The 17,927-nt window shown below is 68.9% G+C and carries 16 protein-coding genes; 6 read left to right on the top strand and 10 right to left on the bottom strand.

Annotated features, from left to right (window positions below; genetic code table 11):
• Nucleotides 1-33: 33 nt before the first annotated feature.
• The 5 genes from ABD743_RS42790 to ABD743_RS42770 all read right to left on the bottom strand — a co-directional run bounded on the left by ABD743_RS42790 (nt 34) and on the right by ABD743_RS42770 (nt 5,157).
• Nucleotides 34-270, bottom strand: coding sequence for a hypothetical protein (locus tag ABD743_RS42790; RefSeq protein ID WP_344730200.1), 237 nt, complete (start codon nt 268-270; stop codon nt 34-36).
• Complete coding sequence (locus ABD743_RS42785; protein ID WP_344730199.1) at nt 267-1,028, bottom strand: COG4280 domain-containing protein; 762 nt, start codon at nt 1,026-1,028, stop codon at nt 267-269. The genes ABD743_RS42790 and ABD743_RS42785 overlap by 4 nt, the downstream gene beginning before the upstream one ends.
• Nucleotides 1,021-2,238: an ABC transporter ATP-binding protein gene (locus ABD743_RS42780; RefSeq protein WP_344730198.1), complete on the bottom strand. Its 1,218-nt coding sequence runs from the start codon at nt 2,236-2,238 to the stop codon at nt 1,021-1,023. Before ABD743_RS42780 ends, ABD743_RS42785 begins: the two co-directional genes overlap by 8 nt.
• On the bottom strand, nt 2,231-3,895 hold the full coding sequence (locus ABD743_RS42775) for an ABC transporter permease (RefSeq protein WP_344730196.1): 1,665 nt from the start codon (nt 3,893-3,895) through the stop codon (nt 2,231-2,233). The genes ABD743_RS42780 and ABD743_RS42775 overlap by 8 nt, the downstream gene beginning before the upstream one ends.
• A 161-nt stretch (nt 3,896-4,056) precedes the next feature.
• The gene (locus tag ABD743_RS42770) at nt 4,057-5,157 is read right to left on the bottom strand and encodes an ABC transporter substrate-binding protein (RefSeq protein WP_344730194.1); all 1,101 of its coding nucleotides are present in this window, start codon (nt 5,155-5,157) and stop codon (nt 4,057-4,059) included.
• Nucleotides 5,158-5,624: 467 nt separating this feature from the next.
• Here ABD743_RS42770 and ABD743_RS42765 point away from each other — a divergent pair, with 467 nt between their 5' ends.
• Complete coding sequence (locus tag ABD743_RS42765) at nt 5,625-6,257, top strand: phosphatase PAP2 family protein (protein ID WP_344730294.1); 633 nt, start codon at nt 5,625-5,627, stop codon at nt 6,255-6,257.
• A 9-nt stretch (nt 6,258-6,266) separates the two neighbouring features.
• On the opposite strand, the gene ABD743_RS42760 is transcribed toward ABD743_RS42765, so the two are convergent.
• The 3 genes from ABD743_RS42760 to ABD743_RS42750 form a co-directional block, all read right to left on the bottom strand.
• Nucleotides 6,267-7,583 (bottom strand): sensor histidine kinase, encoded by a 1,317-nt coding sequence (locus tag ABD743_RS42760; protein WP_344730193.1) that lies wholly within the window; start codon nt 7,581-7,583, stop codon nt 6,267-6,269.
• A 53-nt stretch (nt 7,584-7,636) separates the two neighbouring features.
• Nucleotides 7,637-7,933: a hypothetical protein gene (locus tag ABD743_RS42755; RefSeq protein ID WP_344730192.1), complete on the bottom strand. Its 297-nt coding sequence runs from the start codon at nt 7,931-7,933 to the stop codon at nt 7,637-7,639.
• Nucleotides 7,934-8,074: 141 nt separating this feature from the next.
• Nucleotides 8,075-8,779: a response regulator transcription factor gene (locus ABD743_RS42750; RefSeq protein WP_344730190.1), complete on the bottom strand. Its 705-nt coding sequence runs from the start codon at nt 8,777-8,779 to the stop codon at nt 8,075-8,077.
• Nucleotides 8,780-8,938: 159 nt separating this feature from the next.
• Here ABD743_RS42750 and ABD743_RS42745 point away from each other — a divergent pair, with 159 nt between their 5' ends.
• The 5 genes from ABD743_RS42745 to ABD743_RS42725 all read left to right on the top strand — a co-directional run bounded on the left by ABD743_RS42745 (nt 8,939) and on the right by ABD743_RS42725 (nt 14,224).
• Complete coding sequence (locus ABD743_RS42745; protein WP_344730189.1) at nt 8,939-9,580, top strand: DedA family protein; 642 nt, start codon at nt 8,939-8,941, stop codon at nt 9,578-9,580.
• 384 nt (nt 9,581-9,964) lie between these two features.
• A complete protein-coding gene (locus tag ABD743_RS42740; protein ID WP_344730187.1) occupies nt 9,965-10,741 on the top strand; it encodes a COG4705 family protein in 777 nt (258 codons plus the stop codon).
• 223 nt (nt 10,742-10,964) lie between these two features.
• Complete coding sequence (locus ABD743_RS42735; protein ID WP_344730186.1) at nt 10,965-11,180, top strand: DUF2795 domain-containing protein; 216 nt, start codon at nt 10,965-10,967, stop codon at nt 11,178-11,180.
• Nucleotides 11,181-11,660: 480 nt separating this feature from the next.
• Nucleotides 11,661-12,821, top strand: coding sequence for a hypothetical protein (locus ABD743_RS42730; RefSeq protein ID WP_344730184.1), 1,161 nt, complete (start codon nt 11,661-11,663; stop codon nt 12,819-12,821).
• 71 nt (nt 12,822-12,892) lie between these two features.
• On the top strand, nt 12,893-14,224 hold the full coding sequence (locus ABD743_RS42725) for a COG4705 family protein (RefSeq protein ID WP_344730183.1): 1,332 nt from the start codon (nt 12,893-12,895) through the stop codon (nt 14,222-14,224).
• A gap of 247 nt (nt 14,225-14,471) precedes the next feature.
• On the opposite strand, the gene ABD743_RS42720 is transcribed toward ABD743_RS42725, so the two are convergent.
• Together ABD743_RS42720 and ABD743_RS42715 are read right to left on the bottom strand one after the other, a co-directional pair.
• Nucleotides 14,472-17,036 carry an HAD hydrolase family protein gene (locus ABD743_RS42720; protein ID WP_344730181.1) on the bottom strand — a complete coding sequence of 855 codons (2,565 nt, stop codon included), beginning with the start codon at nt 17,034-17,036 and terminating at the stop codon, nt 14,472-14,474.
• A 570-nt stretch (nt 17,037-17,606) separates the two neighbouring features.
• Nucleotides 17,607-17,927 (bottom strand): GMC oxidoreductase (locus ABD743_RS42715; RefSeq protein ID WP_344730180.1); only part of this gene is annotated, 321 nt, incomplete at its 5' end.

Raw genomic sequence — 17,927 nt, 5'->3', positions numbered from 1 at the left:
TCCCGCGAGTCGGCCACCCCGCGCATCGAGGCGTCATCCGGTGTTGTGGTCCCTGGTGCGCCCGTTGCGGGCCGCCCGGGAGACGCGCCACAGGCTCAGCGGAAGGAGGACACCGACCGCAACGGGCAGGACCCACCAGCTCGGGAGTCCTGCGGCTGCACTGCCGCCGGTAAGCGCGAGCGCTGCGACCACGCCGACGGCGACACGCCAGTCGTCGCCGACGACGAAGTCGTACCAGAACAGCAGGAACATCCGCAGTCGACCGATCATGACCGGGCCGCCTCGGTGCCAGTAGACGACGCGTCGCCGGCCCGGCGGAGCAACGCGGCGATCGCGATACCGAACGCGGCGACGGCCGGCACCAGGACGAGCAGCGCAGCGTCGCCCCCCGGCCAGACGGCTCCAGCTCCTTCCCCGCCCCAGAAGATGCCGAAGGACGTCAGCATGATTCCGACGATGAACTTCATGGTGTTCTCCGGTACGCGGGCCAGGGGAGCGCGCACCGCGACTCCGGCGATGGTGATCACCAGCACCGCGGCGAGCGCGGCGGCAGCGGCGAGCGGGATGTTCCGCTGGTTGGCGCCGAAGGTGAGGGCGATGAAGGCGACCTCCAGCCCTTCGAGCAGAACCCCCTTGAACGAGAGGGTGAACGCGTACCAGTCGGCGACCAGGCTCCTGCCGCCCGCGGGTGCGGATCCCGCCGCGGCGACCTCGGCGCGGAAGATCGCCTCCTCGTCGTGCAGGGCTTTGAGACCGGCCGCCCGCAGAATCGCCTTCCGCATCCACTGCAACCCGAATACCAGCAACAATCCGCCGACGACGAGGCGAAGGCCCTCCAGCGGTACCGCGGTGAGTGCCGGGCCGAGCGCGGCGACGACAACGGCCAGTACTGCCACACCTGCGACGACGCCGGTGATGGCGGAGCGCCAGTCTCGGCTGGTTCCTGCGGCCAGCACGATGGTCAACGCCTCGACCGCTTCGACGGCACAGGCGAGGAACACCGCCAGGAACAACGCGCCGTCACCCATCGCCGCCTCCTTCTTGCGGAGCCTTGCCCGCTGACCCGCTCATTGTGAGAGTAACAGCCGTTAGATTGGTGTCGTAACCAAAGTTCGTAGGCGCTGTGGCCGGGTTCGGGTACACGACGCAGCCATCGGGGTCGAGCGCGACCTCGACCCGCGTCCCGCGGGTCCGTGGGTGCGAGTCGAAGACGGCCGTGAGCACTCCGGCCGCGCAGCTGACGACGTGGTCGTAACCGCGTCCGCGATAGGCCACGTCGGTGACGATGCCCGCAAGTGACCATTGCGACCCGACGTCGTTCGCGCCCAAGATCCGCGTTGCGGCCGGGCGTACCGCCAGTGTGACGGGATCTCCGATTGCCACGTCCGCGATGACCTTCCCGAGCAGCGGGCATCCGGGGACATGAACCACCGCGGTGTCACCGTCGACGCCGACCACCTGCCCCGGCAGCTCGCCGGCCAGTCCCGTGAAGCGCGCCACGAACAGGGTGGCGGGGCGCGCGTAGATCGACTCCGGGCGGTCGAGTTGCGCGAGTGCGCCACGATCGAGCACCCCGACGACGTCAGCCAGCGCGAACGCTTCCGACTGGTCATGGGTGATGTACACAGCGGTCGCGCCGCTCTCGCGGGTCGTAGTCGCGATCTGCACGCGGAGCCGCTCGCGCAAGTCGGCGTCCAGGTTGGACAGCGGCTCGTCGAACAGCAGCAATCCCGGGCGGGCGACGATCGCCCGGGCCAGTGCGGCCCGCTGCTGCTCGCCTCCCGACAGCTCGTGCGGGTAGCGGGCCGCCATCGCGGCGAGTCCGACCTGCTCGAGGGCGTCGTGCACCCGGCGCCTCGACTCGGGGACCGGCAGCCGACGTCGGCGCAGGGCGTACGCGACGGTGTCCTGCACGGTCAGGTGCGGCCACAGCGCATAGTCCTGGAAGACCATGGCCAGATCCCGGTGCTCCGGGGCGAGGTGCCGGCGTCCGCCACTGACCAGGCGGTCGGCCAGCCGCAACGTTCCGCCGTCGAGACGCTCGATGCCTGCGATCGACCGCACGAGGGTCGACTTACCTGATCCGGACGGGCCGAGCAGGACCAGGAACTGACCTGCGGCGACGTCGAGGTCGATCCCCGCGAGCGCCGTGATGTGGCCGTAGCGCTTGACCGCCCCACGGACCTGTAGCTCGTGGCCGGTAGGGCGGTTGCCGGAAGCGGCGGGCTGGTCAGTCACGCGTCCTCCCGAGGTGGCGCCAGCCGGCCGGGGCAAGCAGGTGGAAACCGCCCCAGGCCACGGCGACGACCACGAGGGCGAGCACGACGGCGGTGACCTCCATCGCCGTACCGCCGCCGTAGTCGTAGTTGGCGAGTGCCTTCGTGATGCCGACTGCGATCGGCGGGTGGTCGGGTGGATAGAGCAGCTGCGAGACGGGCAGCTCCAGCAACGTGCCGGCGAAGGTGAGAACCAACGCCGCCAGGACGGGCCTCGCGAGTAGCGGGAGCACGGTGCGGAACCAGGACCGCATTGGGCCTGCCCCGTGAACGCGTCCGGCCTCCCGCAACGACTCCTGCACCTGTCCGACGCTGCCCAGCAATATCCGTGAGGTGGACGGCAGGGCCGTGGCGAGATAGCCCATAACCAGCAGCGTCGTCGTCCCGTAGAGGTGGATCCCGAGCGCGTTCGTCAGCGGAAGGTTGTAGGTGAAGATGTATCCCGCGGCGAAGACGATCCCGGGTAGCGCAACGGCCGTCAGCAACAGCAGGTCGAGCAGGCGGGAGCTGAGGCGGCTGCCGCTGCGGCTGAGGATGCGTGCGACGGCGATGCCGAGCACCGCGCACGCCGTCGCGCTGATCGCGGCCAGCTCCGCCGAGTACAGCAGGGGTTCGCGCAGCGCCGGGCCGGAGAACACCCGCTGATAGTTCGCGAGAGTCAGGCCGTGCCCGCCGATCAGCGAGCCGAGCCCGTCGATGAGTGACGCCGAGACCGCTCCGAGAGCGGGCACGCCGAGGCCTGCAGCCACGAGGCAGAGCAGCGCGGCGAGCGTCGACACATGCGCCGGAAGGGAGAGGTGATGTCGCCGCGCCGGCCGGATCCGCCCTCCGAGCACCCGGTAGCTGCGCCCGCGCAGGGCCCACGACTGCGCAAGCAGCACCAGTCCCGCGAGGCCCATGAGTAGCCAGCCGACGGCGGCGGCCACCGGGAACCGGATGGGGAAGCTGTTCACGGCGTTGTAGAGCGTGAATGTTGCGACCGGGAAGTGCGCGTCGCTCGCCAACGTTGCCGCCACCCCGAAATCGCTGACCGACTCGGCGAACACGATCGCGAGAGCCGACCAGACCGCGGGGCTCAGCAGCGCCACCACCACCCGCAGTGCAGCGACGGGACCGCCGCCGTGCACCCGGATCGCGGACTCGAACTCCTCGCCCAGCCCGCGAAGCGCCGACGAGATCGCCAGGTAGGCGAAGGGCACGCCCTTGACTGCCAATACCACGACAACCCCGACAGGTCCGTAGAACAGATGCCGGAATCCGTCGATACCCACACCGAGGAGGTCGAGCACGCCCGCAGGTTCGATCAGGCGCTCCCAGCCCAGCGCCACCAGGTAGGACGGCGCGAGCAGCAGCGCGAACATGGTCGCCGTCCACACCGGGCGGGCGCGAATGTCCGTGCGCAGCAGCACCCACGCGACACCGAATCCGACCGCCGTCGCTACGACCGCCGTTGTGACGCCGACCAGCAGCGAGTTGACCAGGCCCTGAAGCAGCGGGCCGGTCAACGCCTCGTCGAAGCTCTCGAGGGTGAACCATTGCGGTCCCTGGTCGAAGAGCCGCGGGGAGAAGGCGACGAGCAGGAACAGCAGGATCGGCAGCACCAGGATTGCGACGATCACTACCCAGAGAACCAGGAGTGGTGTTCCTCGAAGCCGGGAGAGACTCAGGCGTAACCAGTTGTCGGCCCCGCGTGTCGCTTGCCGTGCATCCGCGCGGACCGGCATGGATGCTGTGCCGGGGGCTGTAGCGGTGGGATTCTCGGTTGCGGTCACGGTCGGCACTATTTGATCGTCGTGTCGAAGAAGGTGTTGATCTCACCTTCCCGCGGACCCCAGAAGTAGGGATCGATCTTCTGGTAGTTGCCGGGCAGCGGAGGCAGCGCGGGCAGCGGGTTCACCCCGGGGACGATCGGCCAGTACAGCGAGTCCCCGGTCGGGTCGCCCGTCTGCATCGCGTGCTGCCCCGCCGGCGACAGTACGAACTCCACGAACTTCTTCGCCTCGTCCTGTACTGCGGCCGGAGCGGCCTTGTCGATGCCGATGACAGCGGGCAGCAGCGTCGACTGCGGCAGGTAGACGACCTTCGGGTCGAAGTTCGCGCTTCGAGGGGCGGTCGTGACCTCCCCTGTCGCCGCCGAGCTCTGGATCAGGCCGTAGGTGATCTGGCCGGTTTCGAGCGCGTGCAATGTGTCGCCGTTGGTCGGGAACACGTGCAGACCGTTGTCCTTGAGCTTGCGCAAATAGTCCTCTCCGGCCGCGACTCCGTTGTCCTGGCCGCCGAGCTGGTTCATCAGCCCGGCGATGAACGGGAATGTCGGGCCTGACTGGGACGGGTCGTTCATGCCGATCTGTCCGCGATAGTCCGGGCCGAGAAGGTCCTGGTAGGACGTAGGGACTCTCGTGGCCCGTGCTCCGTTGTAGATCAACGCGGCCATCACGGTGGTGCTCGTCGGGACGTAGGAGTGGTCGGGGGGCACCAGCGCCTGCCCGGCCGCGGTCAGCGTGGTCGCCGTGGTGTACGGCATCAGCTCGCCCTGCTGGTCCAGCGCGGCGAAGGCGGTGTCGCCGTCGCACCACAGCAGGCCCCACTGCGGATTGTTCTTCTCGGCGGCCACCTTGGTGAGTAGCGGGCCCGTGCTGTCGTCGACAAGGTTCACCGGGATTCCGGTGGCGGTCGTGAACGCCTTGGTCACCGGGCCGTCGTGCCCCTCGGACGAGTAGACGACGAGCGGGACAGTGCCCGGGGCACCGGCCGGCGCAGTACTCGCCGGTGCCCCGGCTCCCGCCGAAGGCGTCGTGGTGCCACAGCTGGTCACGATCACGGCAGCCACCGCTCCCGCAACCGCACCAGCGAACAACCGCCGGCGATGAGTGCTCATCATGACATCTCTCCCACCAGCTCGTTGCACTTCCAAACTAACAATCGTTATGCACCATGTGTGACGCTGCTGGCGTACGCGCGACCGGTGAGTGGCCCGTTGATGAACCGAGCAGGACGTTTGACCGACCAGGACAAGCGGTTCTTATCGGGCATTCGGCGGGGGAGTACAAGAGGTCTGCTCGAACCTTTTGGCCTCGCATTGCCCGGCGCCGAGCCGCCGATAACCACCGCGGATCTAGCGTCGGAACCATGCCTTGTGATGCCGCCGACCTCTCCGCCGGCACATTCCGCGTGGAGGTGATCGGACATGTGGGCCGCTGACCCCGGCTTTGCGGCTGCGGGTGTGCTCGTCGCGCTGTGGGCGATCGCCGCGGCCTTCATGGTGACGGGCCGGCGCCGGACGGACGTTGGTTCGCCCGGCGTGGGCTCCTGGCGCCAGTGCTCCTCGGGAGCGGAGCGGCCGTGGCCATGCTTGCCGTGTACGCCGCCGTCGTCGACGCCGTGGAAGACGCATCCGAGGTGTCCAGGCTGGATGTGCCACTGCATTCCTGGTTCCTGACCCATCGGACGAGCGCGCTCAGCACGCTGATGGAGCTCGTCAGCTCGGCAGGCGGCTCGGGAGGAATGGCGGTCCTCACAGCGGTCGCCGCTGGGCTGCTGCTGTGGTGGGGACGCTGGGCCCACGCGTTGATCGTCGTGGTCGCGATGGGTGGCGCGGAGGTATTCGGCAACTGGCTCAAGGTCTTGTACGCGCGTGCCCGGCCGCCGGTGGCCGACCAGCTCGTCGTGACCGGTTCTTATGCCCTTCCGTCCGGCCACTCCCTCGGGTCGGCGGTGGTGCTCGGGGTGCTGGCCGCGGTCGTCGTGCTGCTCGTGTCCGGCGTGGCTCGGCGCGCTGCTGTCGTGGGAGTCGCGGCGGCGAGCGTGCTCCTGGTCGGGGTGAGCAGGCTCTACCTCGGGGTGCACTGGCTGACCGACGTCCTGAGCGGTTACCTGCTGGGCGGGGCATGGCTCGCCGTCTGTGTCACGTCGCTGGTCATCGCCGAGCGCAGGCACGTAGGTGGGGCGCTTCGCGGAGCGCGTCCCGCCCTGCCTGCGTGACGAGTCGAATCAGCCGTAGGACGGCTCGGCTGCGGACTGTGAGGTCTCGGGATCGCAGTCGGCGGCGGGTAGCAGGAGGGTGAAGGTCGGTGGTACGGGCCGGGTGAGCACGAGCCGTCCGCCCTCGGCTTCGGCGAGGCTGCGGGCGAGCGCCAGCCCGATGCCATGCCCGGTCGCCCGGCTGGACCGGCGCTCGAACAGCTCGGCGATCGGAACCGCGATGCCCTTGCCCTGGTCGGAGACGTCGATGGCAACCGCGCCACCGGTGTCGCGGACGGCGACCGAGACCACGCCGTCGCCGTGGCGGACGGCGTTGTCGATCAACACCGTGAGAACCTGGCGGACCGCCGCGGCCGACGCGGCGGCGGCTGGTACGTCGGGCTCGACGTTCACCTGCATGTCCCGGCCGACGTTCACCAGCGCGGGCCGCCAGTGCCGGTCGAGGTCGGTGAGGAGCTGGTCCGGGTCGAGCTCGGCGCGGTCGGTCCTGGTGTCGCGGGCGAGCGCCAGAAGGTCTTCGATCGTGCGCTGGAGCCCCTCGGCGGCATTCACGGCCTCCGTCATCGCGACACGGGGGTCCTGGCAGCGGTCGTCGAGGGCGGACTCGAGGGTGAGCCGGAGCCCGGCGAGCGGGGTGCGGAGCTGGTGTGAGGCGTCTGCGGTGAAGGCACGTTCGCGCGCGACGAGGTTGCCGAGCCGGTCGGCTGTGGTGTCCAGGTCCTCACCGACCGAGTCGATCTCCTGAATGCCCACGCGGGGCGCGCGTGCGGTGAAGTCGCCGTCGCCCAGGCGGCGGGCGGCCGCGGAGAGCTGTTCGAGCGGGCCTGCGAGACGTCCCGCCTGGCGGTGCGCCACCACCCGCACCGTGGCCACCGCGGTTGCGGCGAGGGCGAGCATGGCTCCCCACACCAGCGCGACCTGCCCGTAGACCTCGCCCGGTGAGCTGTACACCCGGATTGCTCCGGCGCGCGGGTCGTCGCCGATCACCTGGATGGCTACGGTGCCGTCGTCGTTGTCGGCGCTCGTGCCGGTGAGGGCCTCGGAGACGGACTGGTCGGCGACGGCGGGCCCGGTGCCGAGGATGCGATGACCGGAACGGTCGTAGAGAGCGACGTCGGCCTGTTCCGACGAGGTCGGTAGATGAGGCGCGTTGCCGCGCGCGAGATCCACGGCGACGGTGAGGGCGGCGACTGTGGCGACCTGGTCCAGCTCGCTCTGCTCATCGTCGGCGAGGTAGCTGACGACGACCCCGGCCAGGGGCAACCCGAACAGTGCGATAGCCAGTACTGCTGCGGCGACGGTGAGGACGATGATCCGTTTCCGCACGGGCTTCGGCCTCCAGGGGTGTTCGGGGTGGCACACAGGGCTGCGGGACCCGGTCAGTGAGGACTCAGCGGGTCGATGGAGTGCAGCGCGGCGATCAGCAGCACGGCGGCTACAGCCGCGAACAACACGATATGCACTGCGGCGCGCAGGTAGGCCGCTCGATCGGACGCATCACGACCCGGCCTGGTGAGAAGGCCCACCACGTCGTCCAGTTCTCGGCGGGTGCGGGCCCGGTAGGTGGTCGAGAGCAGACGTCCGGCGTCCCGGACCTCGATGCGGCCGTCGTCGACGGCGCACCGCACGAGTTCGGCCGCGTGTTTCTGATCGTCTCCGCTCGGATGGACGGTCATGCGGCGGACTCGCCGTGCTGCGCCGTCGTGGGCGCCGCAGTCGCGTACAGCACGATGATCTGCACGAATGAGACGCTACTGACCTGCAGGTTTGGGTCGCCCTCTAGGCGGGCAAGAGGTCGGCAAAATCAGAGTCCCGGATCACGACGTCGGCGGGCCGTCGAGCCGGTAGCCGTGTCCGCGCAGCGTCACGATCATCGGGACGTCCGCGCCCTCGGGCGCAGTGGACAGGTGGCGGCGCAGCGCCGCCATGTGCACGTCGAGTGTCTTGGTGGAGCCCACCCAGTGTTCGTCCCAGACGTCGGACATCAGCGTGTCCCGGCTCACCGCGACACCGGGCTGGGCCGCGAGCCTGGCGAGCAGCTCGAATTCCTTGGTGCGCAGCGCCAGGTCGCGGCCGGCGAGGGTGACGCGGCGGCCGGCGGCGTCGATGACGAGATCACCCAGCCGGGTCGGGCCGCTCACTTCGGCGCGCGCGATCGACTCGCCGCGGCGCAGATGGGCGCGGATACGGGCGTGCAGTTCGGCGAGCCGCACGGGTTTGGTCAGGTAGTCGTCGGCGCCGGCTTCGAGGCCGATGATCACGTCCATTTCCTCGTCGCGCGCGGTCAGCATGACGATGACGGTGTCGGCCTGCGCGGTGCGCAGTTCCCGGCAGACCGCGAGGCCGTCCAGGTCCGGCAGGCCCAGGTCGAGCAGGACGAGGTCGAAGCTGCTCCGCCCGGCTTCGCGCAGCGCCCCTTTCCCGGTCGGCATCAGGCTGACCTCATGGGCGTGCGCGGTCAGGCTCCTCTGGAGTGCCTGGCCGATCATCTCGTCGTCCTCCACCACAAGCAGTCGTGCCATACAGCGAGCCTAACCACGGCAAACGCAGGCCCGGGCGTCTCGGAAACTCGACCGAAGTTCTTGCCCAGCGCTTACCCGCGTTTGGCCGCGCGGATAGCCGTGACTCATAGCTTCAGGTCCGGCGATGCCGACGGGCATTGCCGGAACTTCAGGGGAGCCATGACCGACGTTCTTGCCCTCAACCCGCTCAGTGCCGATGACCTGCTGGCGTCCTTCGGCACGCTGGGCATTCTGGTCGTCCTGTTCGCCGAGACGGGACTGCTGATCGGGTTCTTCCTGCCGGGTGACTCGTTGTTGTTCACGGCCGGGCTGTTGTGCGCCTCGAGCGCCGGGCGCCTGCAGCTCAGCCTGCCGTGGGTGTTGATTGCCGCGGCAGGTGGAGCACTGCTCGGTGCGCAGGTCGGCTTCGTGATCGGACGACGTGCGGGCAAGGCCCTGGATGCCCACGCCGACCGGCCCCGGCTGGCAGCGGGCCTACGCCGTGCGGAGGACCTGTTCACGCGCTACGGCCCGCCGAAGGCCATCATGCTGGCGCGGTTCGTCCCGGTGGTCCGCACGGTGCTCAACCCGCTCGCCGGCGCTCTGCGCACTCCCACCGTGACCTTCGTGGTGTGGCAATGTGTCGGTGGACTCGTCTGGACGGTCGGGCTCGTGCTCGCCGGATACGCACTTGGTGCCTTCATCCCGGGGATCGACGGATACCTGCTGCCGGTGATCGCCGTCATCGTCGTGATCTCCCTGATCCCGCTCGCGCTGGAGATCATTCGGGAACGGCGGCGGGGTACCCGGTCTGCGGGCTGAACCTGGATTCCCGCAGTCGCCGATACCGGACCACGCCCTGCGGATGCGCCCCGGCTGCCGGTCGATATGTCCCGGTTTCGCCTCCTGTCGACAATGTGTGAGACCGCCAGGCGGGGGAATTGTGGTGGATCTAGCCTGCCGGTACCGCGGGCTTGCCCGCTCCTAACGTCGGGTCGCTAGTTTCGATATCGCAGTCGGCTCAGGCCTGCACTGATTCCGGACGTCATTGCGAGACGTGTTCCTCGCGGCCACCGCGTTTGTCCGTTCCGCTGCTGCGGGTGAGCGAACACGCTGTCCCGTCCCGTCCCGTGTGGGCGAAAAAGCGAAATCGGGTGAGCATGGGAGTAATGCGTGGATATCAACGAGTACCGACCGGAGTCATTCGTGGCGAAACTGCCGCTCATCACCGCCCTTTTCTGGGTGATGAAGATCCTGGCCACGACACTCGGCGAGACCGGTGGTGACGTCATCGGACAGACCCTCGCCCTGGGCTACCTGGCAGGCATAGGGATCTTCGTCGGGTTCCTCGTGATCGTGCTGGCGCTACAGCTGCGGGTGCGTACCTTCCACCCGGTCCTGTTCTGGGCGGTCATCCTGGCCACCAGCCTGGTCGGCACCGAGATCTCCGACTACATCAACGACACCCTCGGGCTCGGCTACGGCACCGGTGCGCTCATCCTGATCGGCGCTCTGGTCGTGGTGCTGGTGGTATGGCGGTTCGTCGGCGACACGATGCAGGTCGAGCGAATCGGCTCCCGCAAGGATGAGTCGCTCTACTGGATCGCCACCCTCATCTCCAACACCCTCGGTACCTCGACCGGTGACTACCTGGCGCACGACAACAGCGGCCTCGGCGCCGGCTACATCACCAGCACGATCATCATCAGCGTGGCGCTGCTGGTACTTCTCGGCGCCCATTACCTCACGCCGATCTCCGGCACCCTGATCTTCTGGGCCGCCTACGTGCTGACCCGCCCGCTCGGCGCCAACGCAGGCAACACACTGAGCAAGGCGCAGGACCAGGGCGGACTGGGCATCGGCACCTACGGAGCGTCTGCGGTACTGCTCGGCCTTCTGGTGATCTGCCTGTGCTACCAGATCTTCACCCGGCGCCGGCAAACCCGAGTGCTGGCCGACGTCGGCTCGCCGCAGGCCGCGTGACCGCGGAGATCTGGGCCGTGTATCGAACGGTCACGAGGTGGCTCCCGACCCCGGCCCCCCGAACGTCCTCAGCGTCCGTTCAGGACGCGGCCAATATGGTGCGCACCTGCTGCTTGTCGTGACTGGGTGCTGATGACAGCGGGTGGCTGCCGCTCGCGCGCACGGAGACTTAATGGGATTGGCAAGAGAACTTCCCGGTTCGCCGGATCCGTCCAGCGTCCCCGTGACGCGCATCGAGGTTCTCGATTTCGTCGCCGACGCTTTCGTGGGGGAGTCGGTCGACCGTGCCGCCCTGCTGCGTACCGCCCGTGCGGCGCACGCCCGCCCGGAGCTGTTGCGTCTGCTCGAGCAGTTGCCGGAGTTCGAGGTGACCGAGCTCGACCAGCTCTGGACGGTTCTCGACGTGCCCGAGGATCTGTCCGCGATCGATGAGACGTGATCACCGCTTGGCGGCCGGGGCCCGGGTACGGGGCTCCGGTCGCTGCTTGACCGTGAAGTACGAGGGGTTGCCCCAAGCCCGAGGCACCTCGGTTTCGGTCGTTGACTCGCGCCGTTCACTTGGCGAGGTGACCCGCGGCTGGTAGGCCGTATGATCAGCCGGATAGCAGTTCCTGTTCGCCACCCGAGACGGCGCCGATCAGCTCGCCACCGTCGGCGTGCCATCGTCGCGGATGGCATCCGGTCGCCCCGGGGCCGAGCGACACGATGTTCAGATCGCGGACATGGATCTCCTACTTGCCCAGCGACCGCTCAAACTGCCGCGCGATCCGCTGCGCATTCCTGACCTTCTGCGCCGGAGTCTGCGCGCTCGCTTTCAGGGTCGAAAACCAGAAGAAGGCAAATTCTCTTATCGCGTTTGGTCCCAGTGATAACCGTCGGCTGGATGAATGCGTACCGGAGCGCTCCTAATGTCGGGGCCATGACCATCATCCTGCCGCCACCGTCCCGGGAGCCGGCCGCGGACGATCACCGGCCAACAAGCCATCGCCGCCGTCGTCGCCGACCCGGTCGCTGGCTCCTCCCCGCCGCGGCACTCCTGCTCAGCTGGCCAGTGATCTCCTACGCGCAGGCGCTGAGCTACCCCGGTGACGCCGGCATCGCGGTGCGGACTGCAGAGTGGGTGCGCGACAACGGTGGCGGCGGGCTGGTCGACCTCGCAGAGAATCTTTGGTACTCCCGGCCGAGCGGCGGGAGTGCCGCGCCGGATCCAGCTCTCGGCTACACCGGCCAGGCCGCTGCTGCTCGCACCGCACCGAACGCACCCGCCGCGCTGCCCGTGCTCGCCGGGGTCGCACCGCTGCGCGGCGAGGGGCTATGGATCCCACGCGCAGCCGCCGCCACTGGCATCCCGGCCCTTTACACCACGTTCATCCGCCCCGACCCCCAGTACCCGAACGTCATCGCCGGCGTTGCCCGCTTCGATCAAAGCCTGACCCGAACCGATCTCATCGCCGGGACCCGGCAACCGGACCTGTCCACCACCGCCCCGGCGAAAGTGCCCGACGCGGACCGAGCGTCGTTAGTGGCCACCTTCAACTCCGGTTTCAAGATGAAGGACGCCCGTGGCGGCTTCTTCCTGCGCGGGCGAACCATTGTGCCGCTCCGCGACGGAGCAGCATCACTGGTGATCCGCCAGGACGGACGAGCCACCATTGCGCAGTGGAGCCGCGACGCGGCCGCCGGCCCTGATGTCACCGCCGTCCGCCAGAACCTCGACCTCATCGTCGACGGTGGGCACCCGGTGAGCGGACTGGACACGAACGCGGGCGGGACGTGGGGCAGCTCCGGTAACCAACTGCAATACACCTGGCGGTCCGGATTGGGGGAGGACGCCGCGGGTGACCTGGTGTACGTCGGCGGCGCGAATCTGACGCTGGCCACTCTCGCGAAAGCTCTCACCAGCGCGGGCGCCGTGCGCGGCATGGAGCTCGACATCCACAGCCGCATGGTCGACTTCAACGGCTACCAGCACGCCGGGGGCGAGTTGAGTTCGACGAAACTGCTGCCGGACATGCCCAATGGCGACACCCGCTATCTGGTGCCGGATCAGCGTGACTTCGTCGCCGTCACTCTCCAGTGATCGGGAATTTGCCGTCAGCTCACCTCCATCCGGCCGGTGGCTTACCTGTTGGCCCTTAGCATCTTCCTGCAGTGACCGATGCCGCCTCCCCAAACGCGCATTCCGGCGCGCTCCGTCGAATGGAACGAGACCGAACCATGGATTCACGGCATTCCCTCGCGCCAAGCCGCCAACTGCTCAATAAGGTCCCAGAAGTCACGATCTACTTCTGGATCATCAAGGTCCTGTGCACGACAGTCGGCGAATCCGCGGCCGACTTCTTGAACGTCAACCTGAACTTCGGCCTGACCGGAACATCCGTGGTCACCGGAGTTCTGCTGGCCATCGCGCTGGCTGTGCAGTTCGGCGCGGACCGGTACGTACCGAGCAGGTACTGGCTGGCGGTGGCGCTGGTCAGTGTCTTCGGCACCCTGGTGACGGACAACCTCACCGACAACGTCGGGCTGCCGCTGGAGATCAGCACCCTGATATTCAGCGTGCTACTCGCGCTCACTTTTCTCGCGTGGTACAGCAGCGAACGGACGCTATCCATTCATTCCATCGTGACTCGGCGCCGCGAGGCCTTCTACTGGCTCGCGATCTTGTTCACCTTCGCCCTCGGTACCGCCACCGGTGACCTGATGGCCGAGGTGCTCGGGCTCGGCTACGTGGTGACGGGCGCGATCGTGGCCTCGCTGATCGCCGTCATCGCCGTCGCCTGGCGCTGCGGGCTCCACGGGGTTCTCGCCTTCTGGGCCATCTACATCCTGACCCGACCGTTGGGCGCCTCGATTGGCGACTACCTCTCGCAGCCCTCTGGCCAGGGAGGTCTCGGCTTGGGCGCGACGGTCACGAGTGCGATCTTCGTGGTCGGCATTTTCGGAATCGTGGCCTACCTCTCGGTCACGAAAGCCGACGTCATCTCGACCCCAGCCACCGCCGACCAGCACGAGTCTGCGGAACGAGGCGGCTTGGTACAGACGGTCATCGTTGTCTCGCTCATCCTCATCCTTGGTGGGGCAAGCTATTTCTGGCGGACGTCCGTGCTGGCGGAGGATGCCGCCGCCACCTCGCCGACCGCCGCGCCGGCTGCGGTCGGCACCGGCCCGATCGGCCAGGTCCCGCCGGCCGGCGCCCAGCCGGCATTGGCTTCCCCTCTCGGCGACCTCTCCAAATTCCGCACGATCACGCAGGACACGATGAACCTGCTGAACAGCGGCGATCAAGGCGGCGCGACGACGCGCATCGACGACCTGGAGATCGAATGGGACAACGCCGAGGCGCGGCTCAAACCGAGGGACAAGAGTGCCTGGACCGAGATCGATGACCGGATCGATACAGTGCTGCGGGAGCTGCGGGCCACGAGCCCCAACCCGAACACCGAGAAGTCGGCGCTGACCGACCTGCTCAACGCGCTCGGCTGACGTTGCGATGAGCACCGGTCACCAAAGCCCGACGGACCTCCGGTTGTGGCCGTTGACTCGTGCCGTTCACTCGGCGAAGTGACCGGCTGGCTGGTCGGCCGAATGATCAGCCGGATAGCCGTTCCTGCTCGCGTCCCGGGACGGCCTCGATCAGCTCGCGACCGTCGGCGTGCCGTCGTCGCGGATGGCACCTGTCGAGTGGCGCCACAGCGTCGCCGCGGTGCGCGGGCGAGCGCTGGTGGGCCTGTTACCCGGGACCCGCTCCCGCGGACCGGACGGCTTGCGTCGCCGAGCGCAGCGCAGCGCCAGGTAGGCCTCTCCGTCCGCCGCTCTGCGCGTCGAGGATCGCCAGCAGCGCCGCGGTCTCCCGGCTCGATGGTGCGGGTCGGCACTGTGGGCACGCCCCGACCCTGTGGCCGAGTACGTGGGCCGCGGCCTCGGCCAGGCCGGCGGCGTACGCGGACCTGAGTACCTGCACGCCCGGCGCGGCACGGACGGTGTCATCGCCGTTGGCGGGTGCGCAGGCGTGCCGGGCGAGGGCGAACATGGGGATGTCCGAGGCCGAGTCACCGATCGCGAGGTGCACGGGGGCGGCACCGGTCAGCCGTGCCAACTCCGCGAGTCCGCTGCCCTTGTCGACGGTGGCGGCGACGATGTCGGTCTGCCCGAGTCCCGGAACGATCCGTAGCCGCTGCCGGTCCGTCCCGAGTGCATGGAGAGCGGTGTCCAGTGTGGACGCCGGCACCGGACCACGGCGTCCTCGGGCGCGGTAGGCGCGAACGCTGAACCGGAAGTCGTCGTCGACGGTGATGTCTCGTGCCGCGCGCAACAGGTCACGTAGCCGGTCGAGCAGCTCCTGGTCGTCCGGTGACAGCAGGGATCGGACGTGCTGGTCCGGGTGGGTGTAGGCAACGGCGCCGTACTCCGCGACCCCACCGGCGAGGCCGAAGATCTCGCACCGCTCGCGCACCTCGTCGAGGCTGCGGCCGGTGACCGGCACCGGCCGGTAGCCGTGCGCGGCCAGCGCGCGCACGGCGGTCGTCGCGGTGGGGGTGATCGCGGAGAAGCCGAAGGCTCCGGCTTCCAGCACGCCGTCGATGTCGATGGCGCACAGCGGACCGTCCGCGGGCGGGCCGAGGGCGGGCAGGCGCTCGGCGAGGTAGCGGGCCACGGCTCGTGAGGACGCCCGTCGGTTCCTCGTCTTCCCTGAATCCGGATCCTGCAGATGTACCAGCTGGTAGAGCAGGAACCGTTCCGGGTCGACCGGGCGGGCAGCCTGTAGGGCCGCGACGAACGTGCCGTTGCGTCCGCCGGGATCCACCCCCGCGAGATCGAAGGCAGGGTCGTAGCAGCTGCGGTCCTGGTTGGAGAACGCTCGGACGTCGGCCGTGACCTTCCGCAGGGCACCGTCCACACGGAACCAGTGATCCAGGCCGGTCGCCCCGTCGACCACCGACGGCCGGGTGACGCGACAGAGCCTGCGTACGGCCGGGTCCAGCACGGGCAGGCGCAGCGCGAGGCCGCCCCGCCCGTAGCCGGTCGACAGGAGGCGGCTCGCGATCTCCCAGACGGGGTGTCTCCCGGCCATCTGGAGGCTGCGATCGGCGACAGCCGGCAGAGCGGCAGCCCGCGCGGTGACGTAGGCGGCGTAAGTGGGGGCGTCGGCGGGATCGGCCACGGCGACGCGTTCGGACTCGTCGAGCCACTCACGAAACACGAGCCCGTTCCGCACGCCGTAGACGTGCGGAACGTGATCCGGCACGGCGCCGGCCACCGCCAAGGCGTGGCGCCCCAGGTAACCGGTTCCCGCGCCGAGTACACCGATGAGCCGCTGGTCGCCGTCGAAGGTCCGGACCCGGTACACCACCTGGAGGTGTTTGCGCCCGGAGCCGGCGACGGTGCCGGAGGGAAGTCGCTCGGCCTCGGTGTATGTCTCACCGGTCAGGGAGGACAACGCCTCCAGGATCGCGTCCGGAGTGAGCAACCGGTGCACCGCCCATCGCGCGAACGGCAGCTCCACGCGGGCGAGGTCGGCGAGGGGACGGGGAACCCCGCCGTCGAACAGTGGGAGCAACAGCGTGACCGCCACGGCGGGCGCACCCGAGGACGCGAGGAGGTCGACCACCGATCGGAGCGCGGCGCCGGATCCCGGGGGGTCGTCCACCACTGCCACCGCGCCGCCTGCGGCGACCACTTCGCGAAGAGTGCCACGGTCGGCCGGTAGCAGCGGATGGCCAGGACGAGCGGTGATCGTGACCGCCTCCACGCCCAGAGCGTGCAGCGCGGCCGCGACCAGCGGGGCGAGGTAGCTGCCGGAGGTGCGCACGCCGACGACGAGGACGGGTCGGCCTGCGACGCTCGGGGCGTAGTCCTCCGCCAGTAGGACGGTGTCGGCGGGCTGCATGTCGAAGCTCCGGAAGCACCCAGGCATGCGCAGCAGCTCCCGCCCGAGGCGGGCGGGCAGGCCGGGTACCAGCTCGTGCAGCGACCGCGCCGTCGTCGTCGCATGCCGCCGGTGCTCCACGCTCATCCCGTCGCGCACCACGGCGCGAGCCAGCTCGTCTCGCAACTCCCGCGCCGCAGCGCACCACGAGAACGCAGCACCTTCCCGGAGTCGTCGCAGGCGCTCTGCCGCACCGGCCAGGACGCGCAGAGCCCACGCTCCCGCGGCGCCGGCTGCGCCGGCCGCGCGCCGGAGCGTGAGCGTGTCCCGCTGCAGGTAGTCCTCGACGATCTGGACGGCACCGGCGGAGAGCAGGAAAGCGTCCAGGATCTGGTTCCGCTCGAGGCACTCGACCAGGTGCGCGCTCACGGTCGTGATGTCGATCAGAAGATCCGTGAGAAGGAGTCCGTCCGATTCATGCCGAACCGGACCATTTTCGGTGCTCTGTCCCGTCGGCAAATGCACGGCCGGGACCGTAGCACCATAAACAAGTAAAGAAATCTTAAACTCAGTGAAAATTCAGGATGTACCAAGAGTGACGGTTGCAGGTTAGTCGAACGCGGGCGCATTGATCGACTCGGGGCTTGGATCAGATGCCGCCGGCGCGTAGCGGCCCGGCGGCAAGGGGCTACCAGGCTTGGGCGTGCTCGCTGTGGGCTGACGACCTTCGTTTCGTCGCTCGACAAATGCACGAGCTCGGCGACACCCCGAGCGGGCCTTTCCAGGGGCACCTGGACACGACCCGCATCACACCCATGCCTTCTTCGACACCTGCGTGCGCGGCCAGCCCTCACCGCTGCTGGCCGGCACATCCCCGGCCTACCCCGAGATCAGTGTGGGGCCCGCTTGACACGCCGCGGCGAGACCAGCCCGCATCGCGCGGACCAATCGGCTCGAAGCACTCCGCCCACAGCTCTCGGAGCGAATCATGGACCCGCTCTACGGTAGGCCCGCTGTCCCGTCGGACTGATCATGGATGGGAACCGCCGCCGGTCGCTCCTGCGGGAGTGGGGTGTTGCCGAGGATCAGGTCGGCGGCTTTTTCCGCGAGCATCATCGTGGGTGCGTGGGTGGCGCTGTTGGGGCAGTAGGGCATCGCTGAGGCGTCCACCACGCGCAGGCCGTGGAGGCCATGTACCCGCATCGTGGAGGGGTCGAGCACGGAGTCGGGGCCGGTGCCCATGCGGCAGGTGGAGGTCGGGTGCATGTCGGTCTCGCCGGTGCGTCGGACCCAGTCCACGACGTCCTCGTCGGTTGTGAC

Source organism: Pseudonocardia yunnanensis, from assembly GCF_039534065.1.
Classification (GTDB): Bacteria; Actinomycetota; Actinomycetes; order Mycobacteriales; family Pseudonocardiaceae; genus Pseudonocardia; species Pseudonocardia yunnanensis.
Note: the sequence above shows the minus strand (reverse complement) of the source record. Positions and strands in the feature narration are given on the sequence as shown.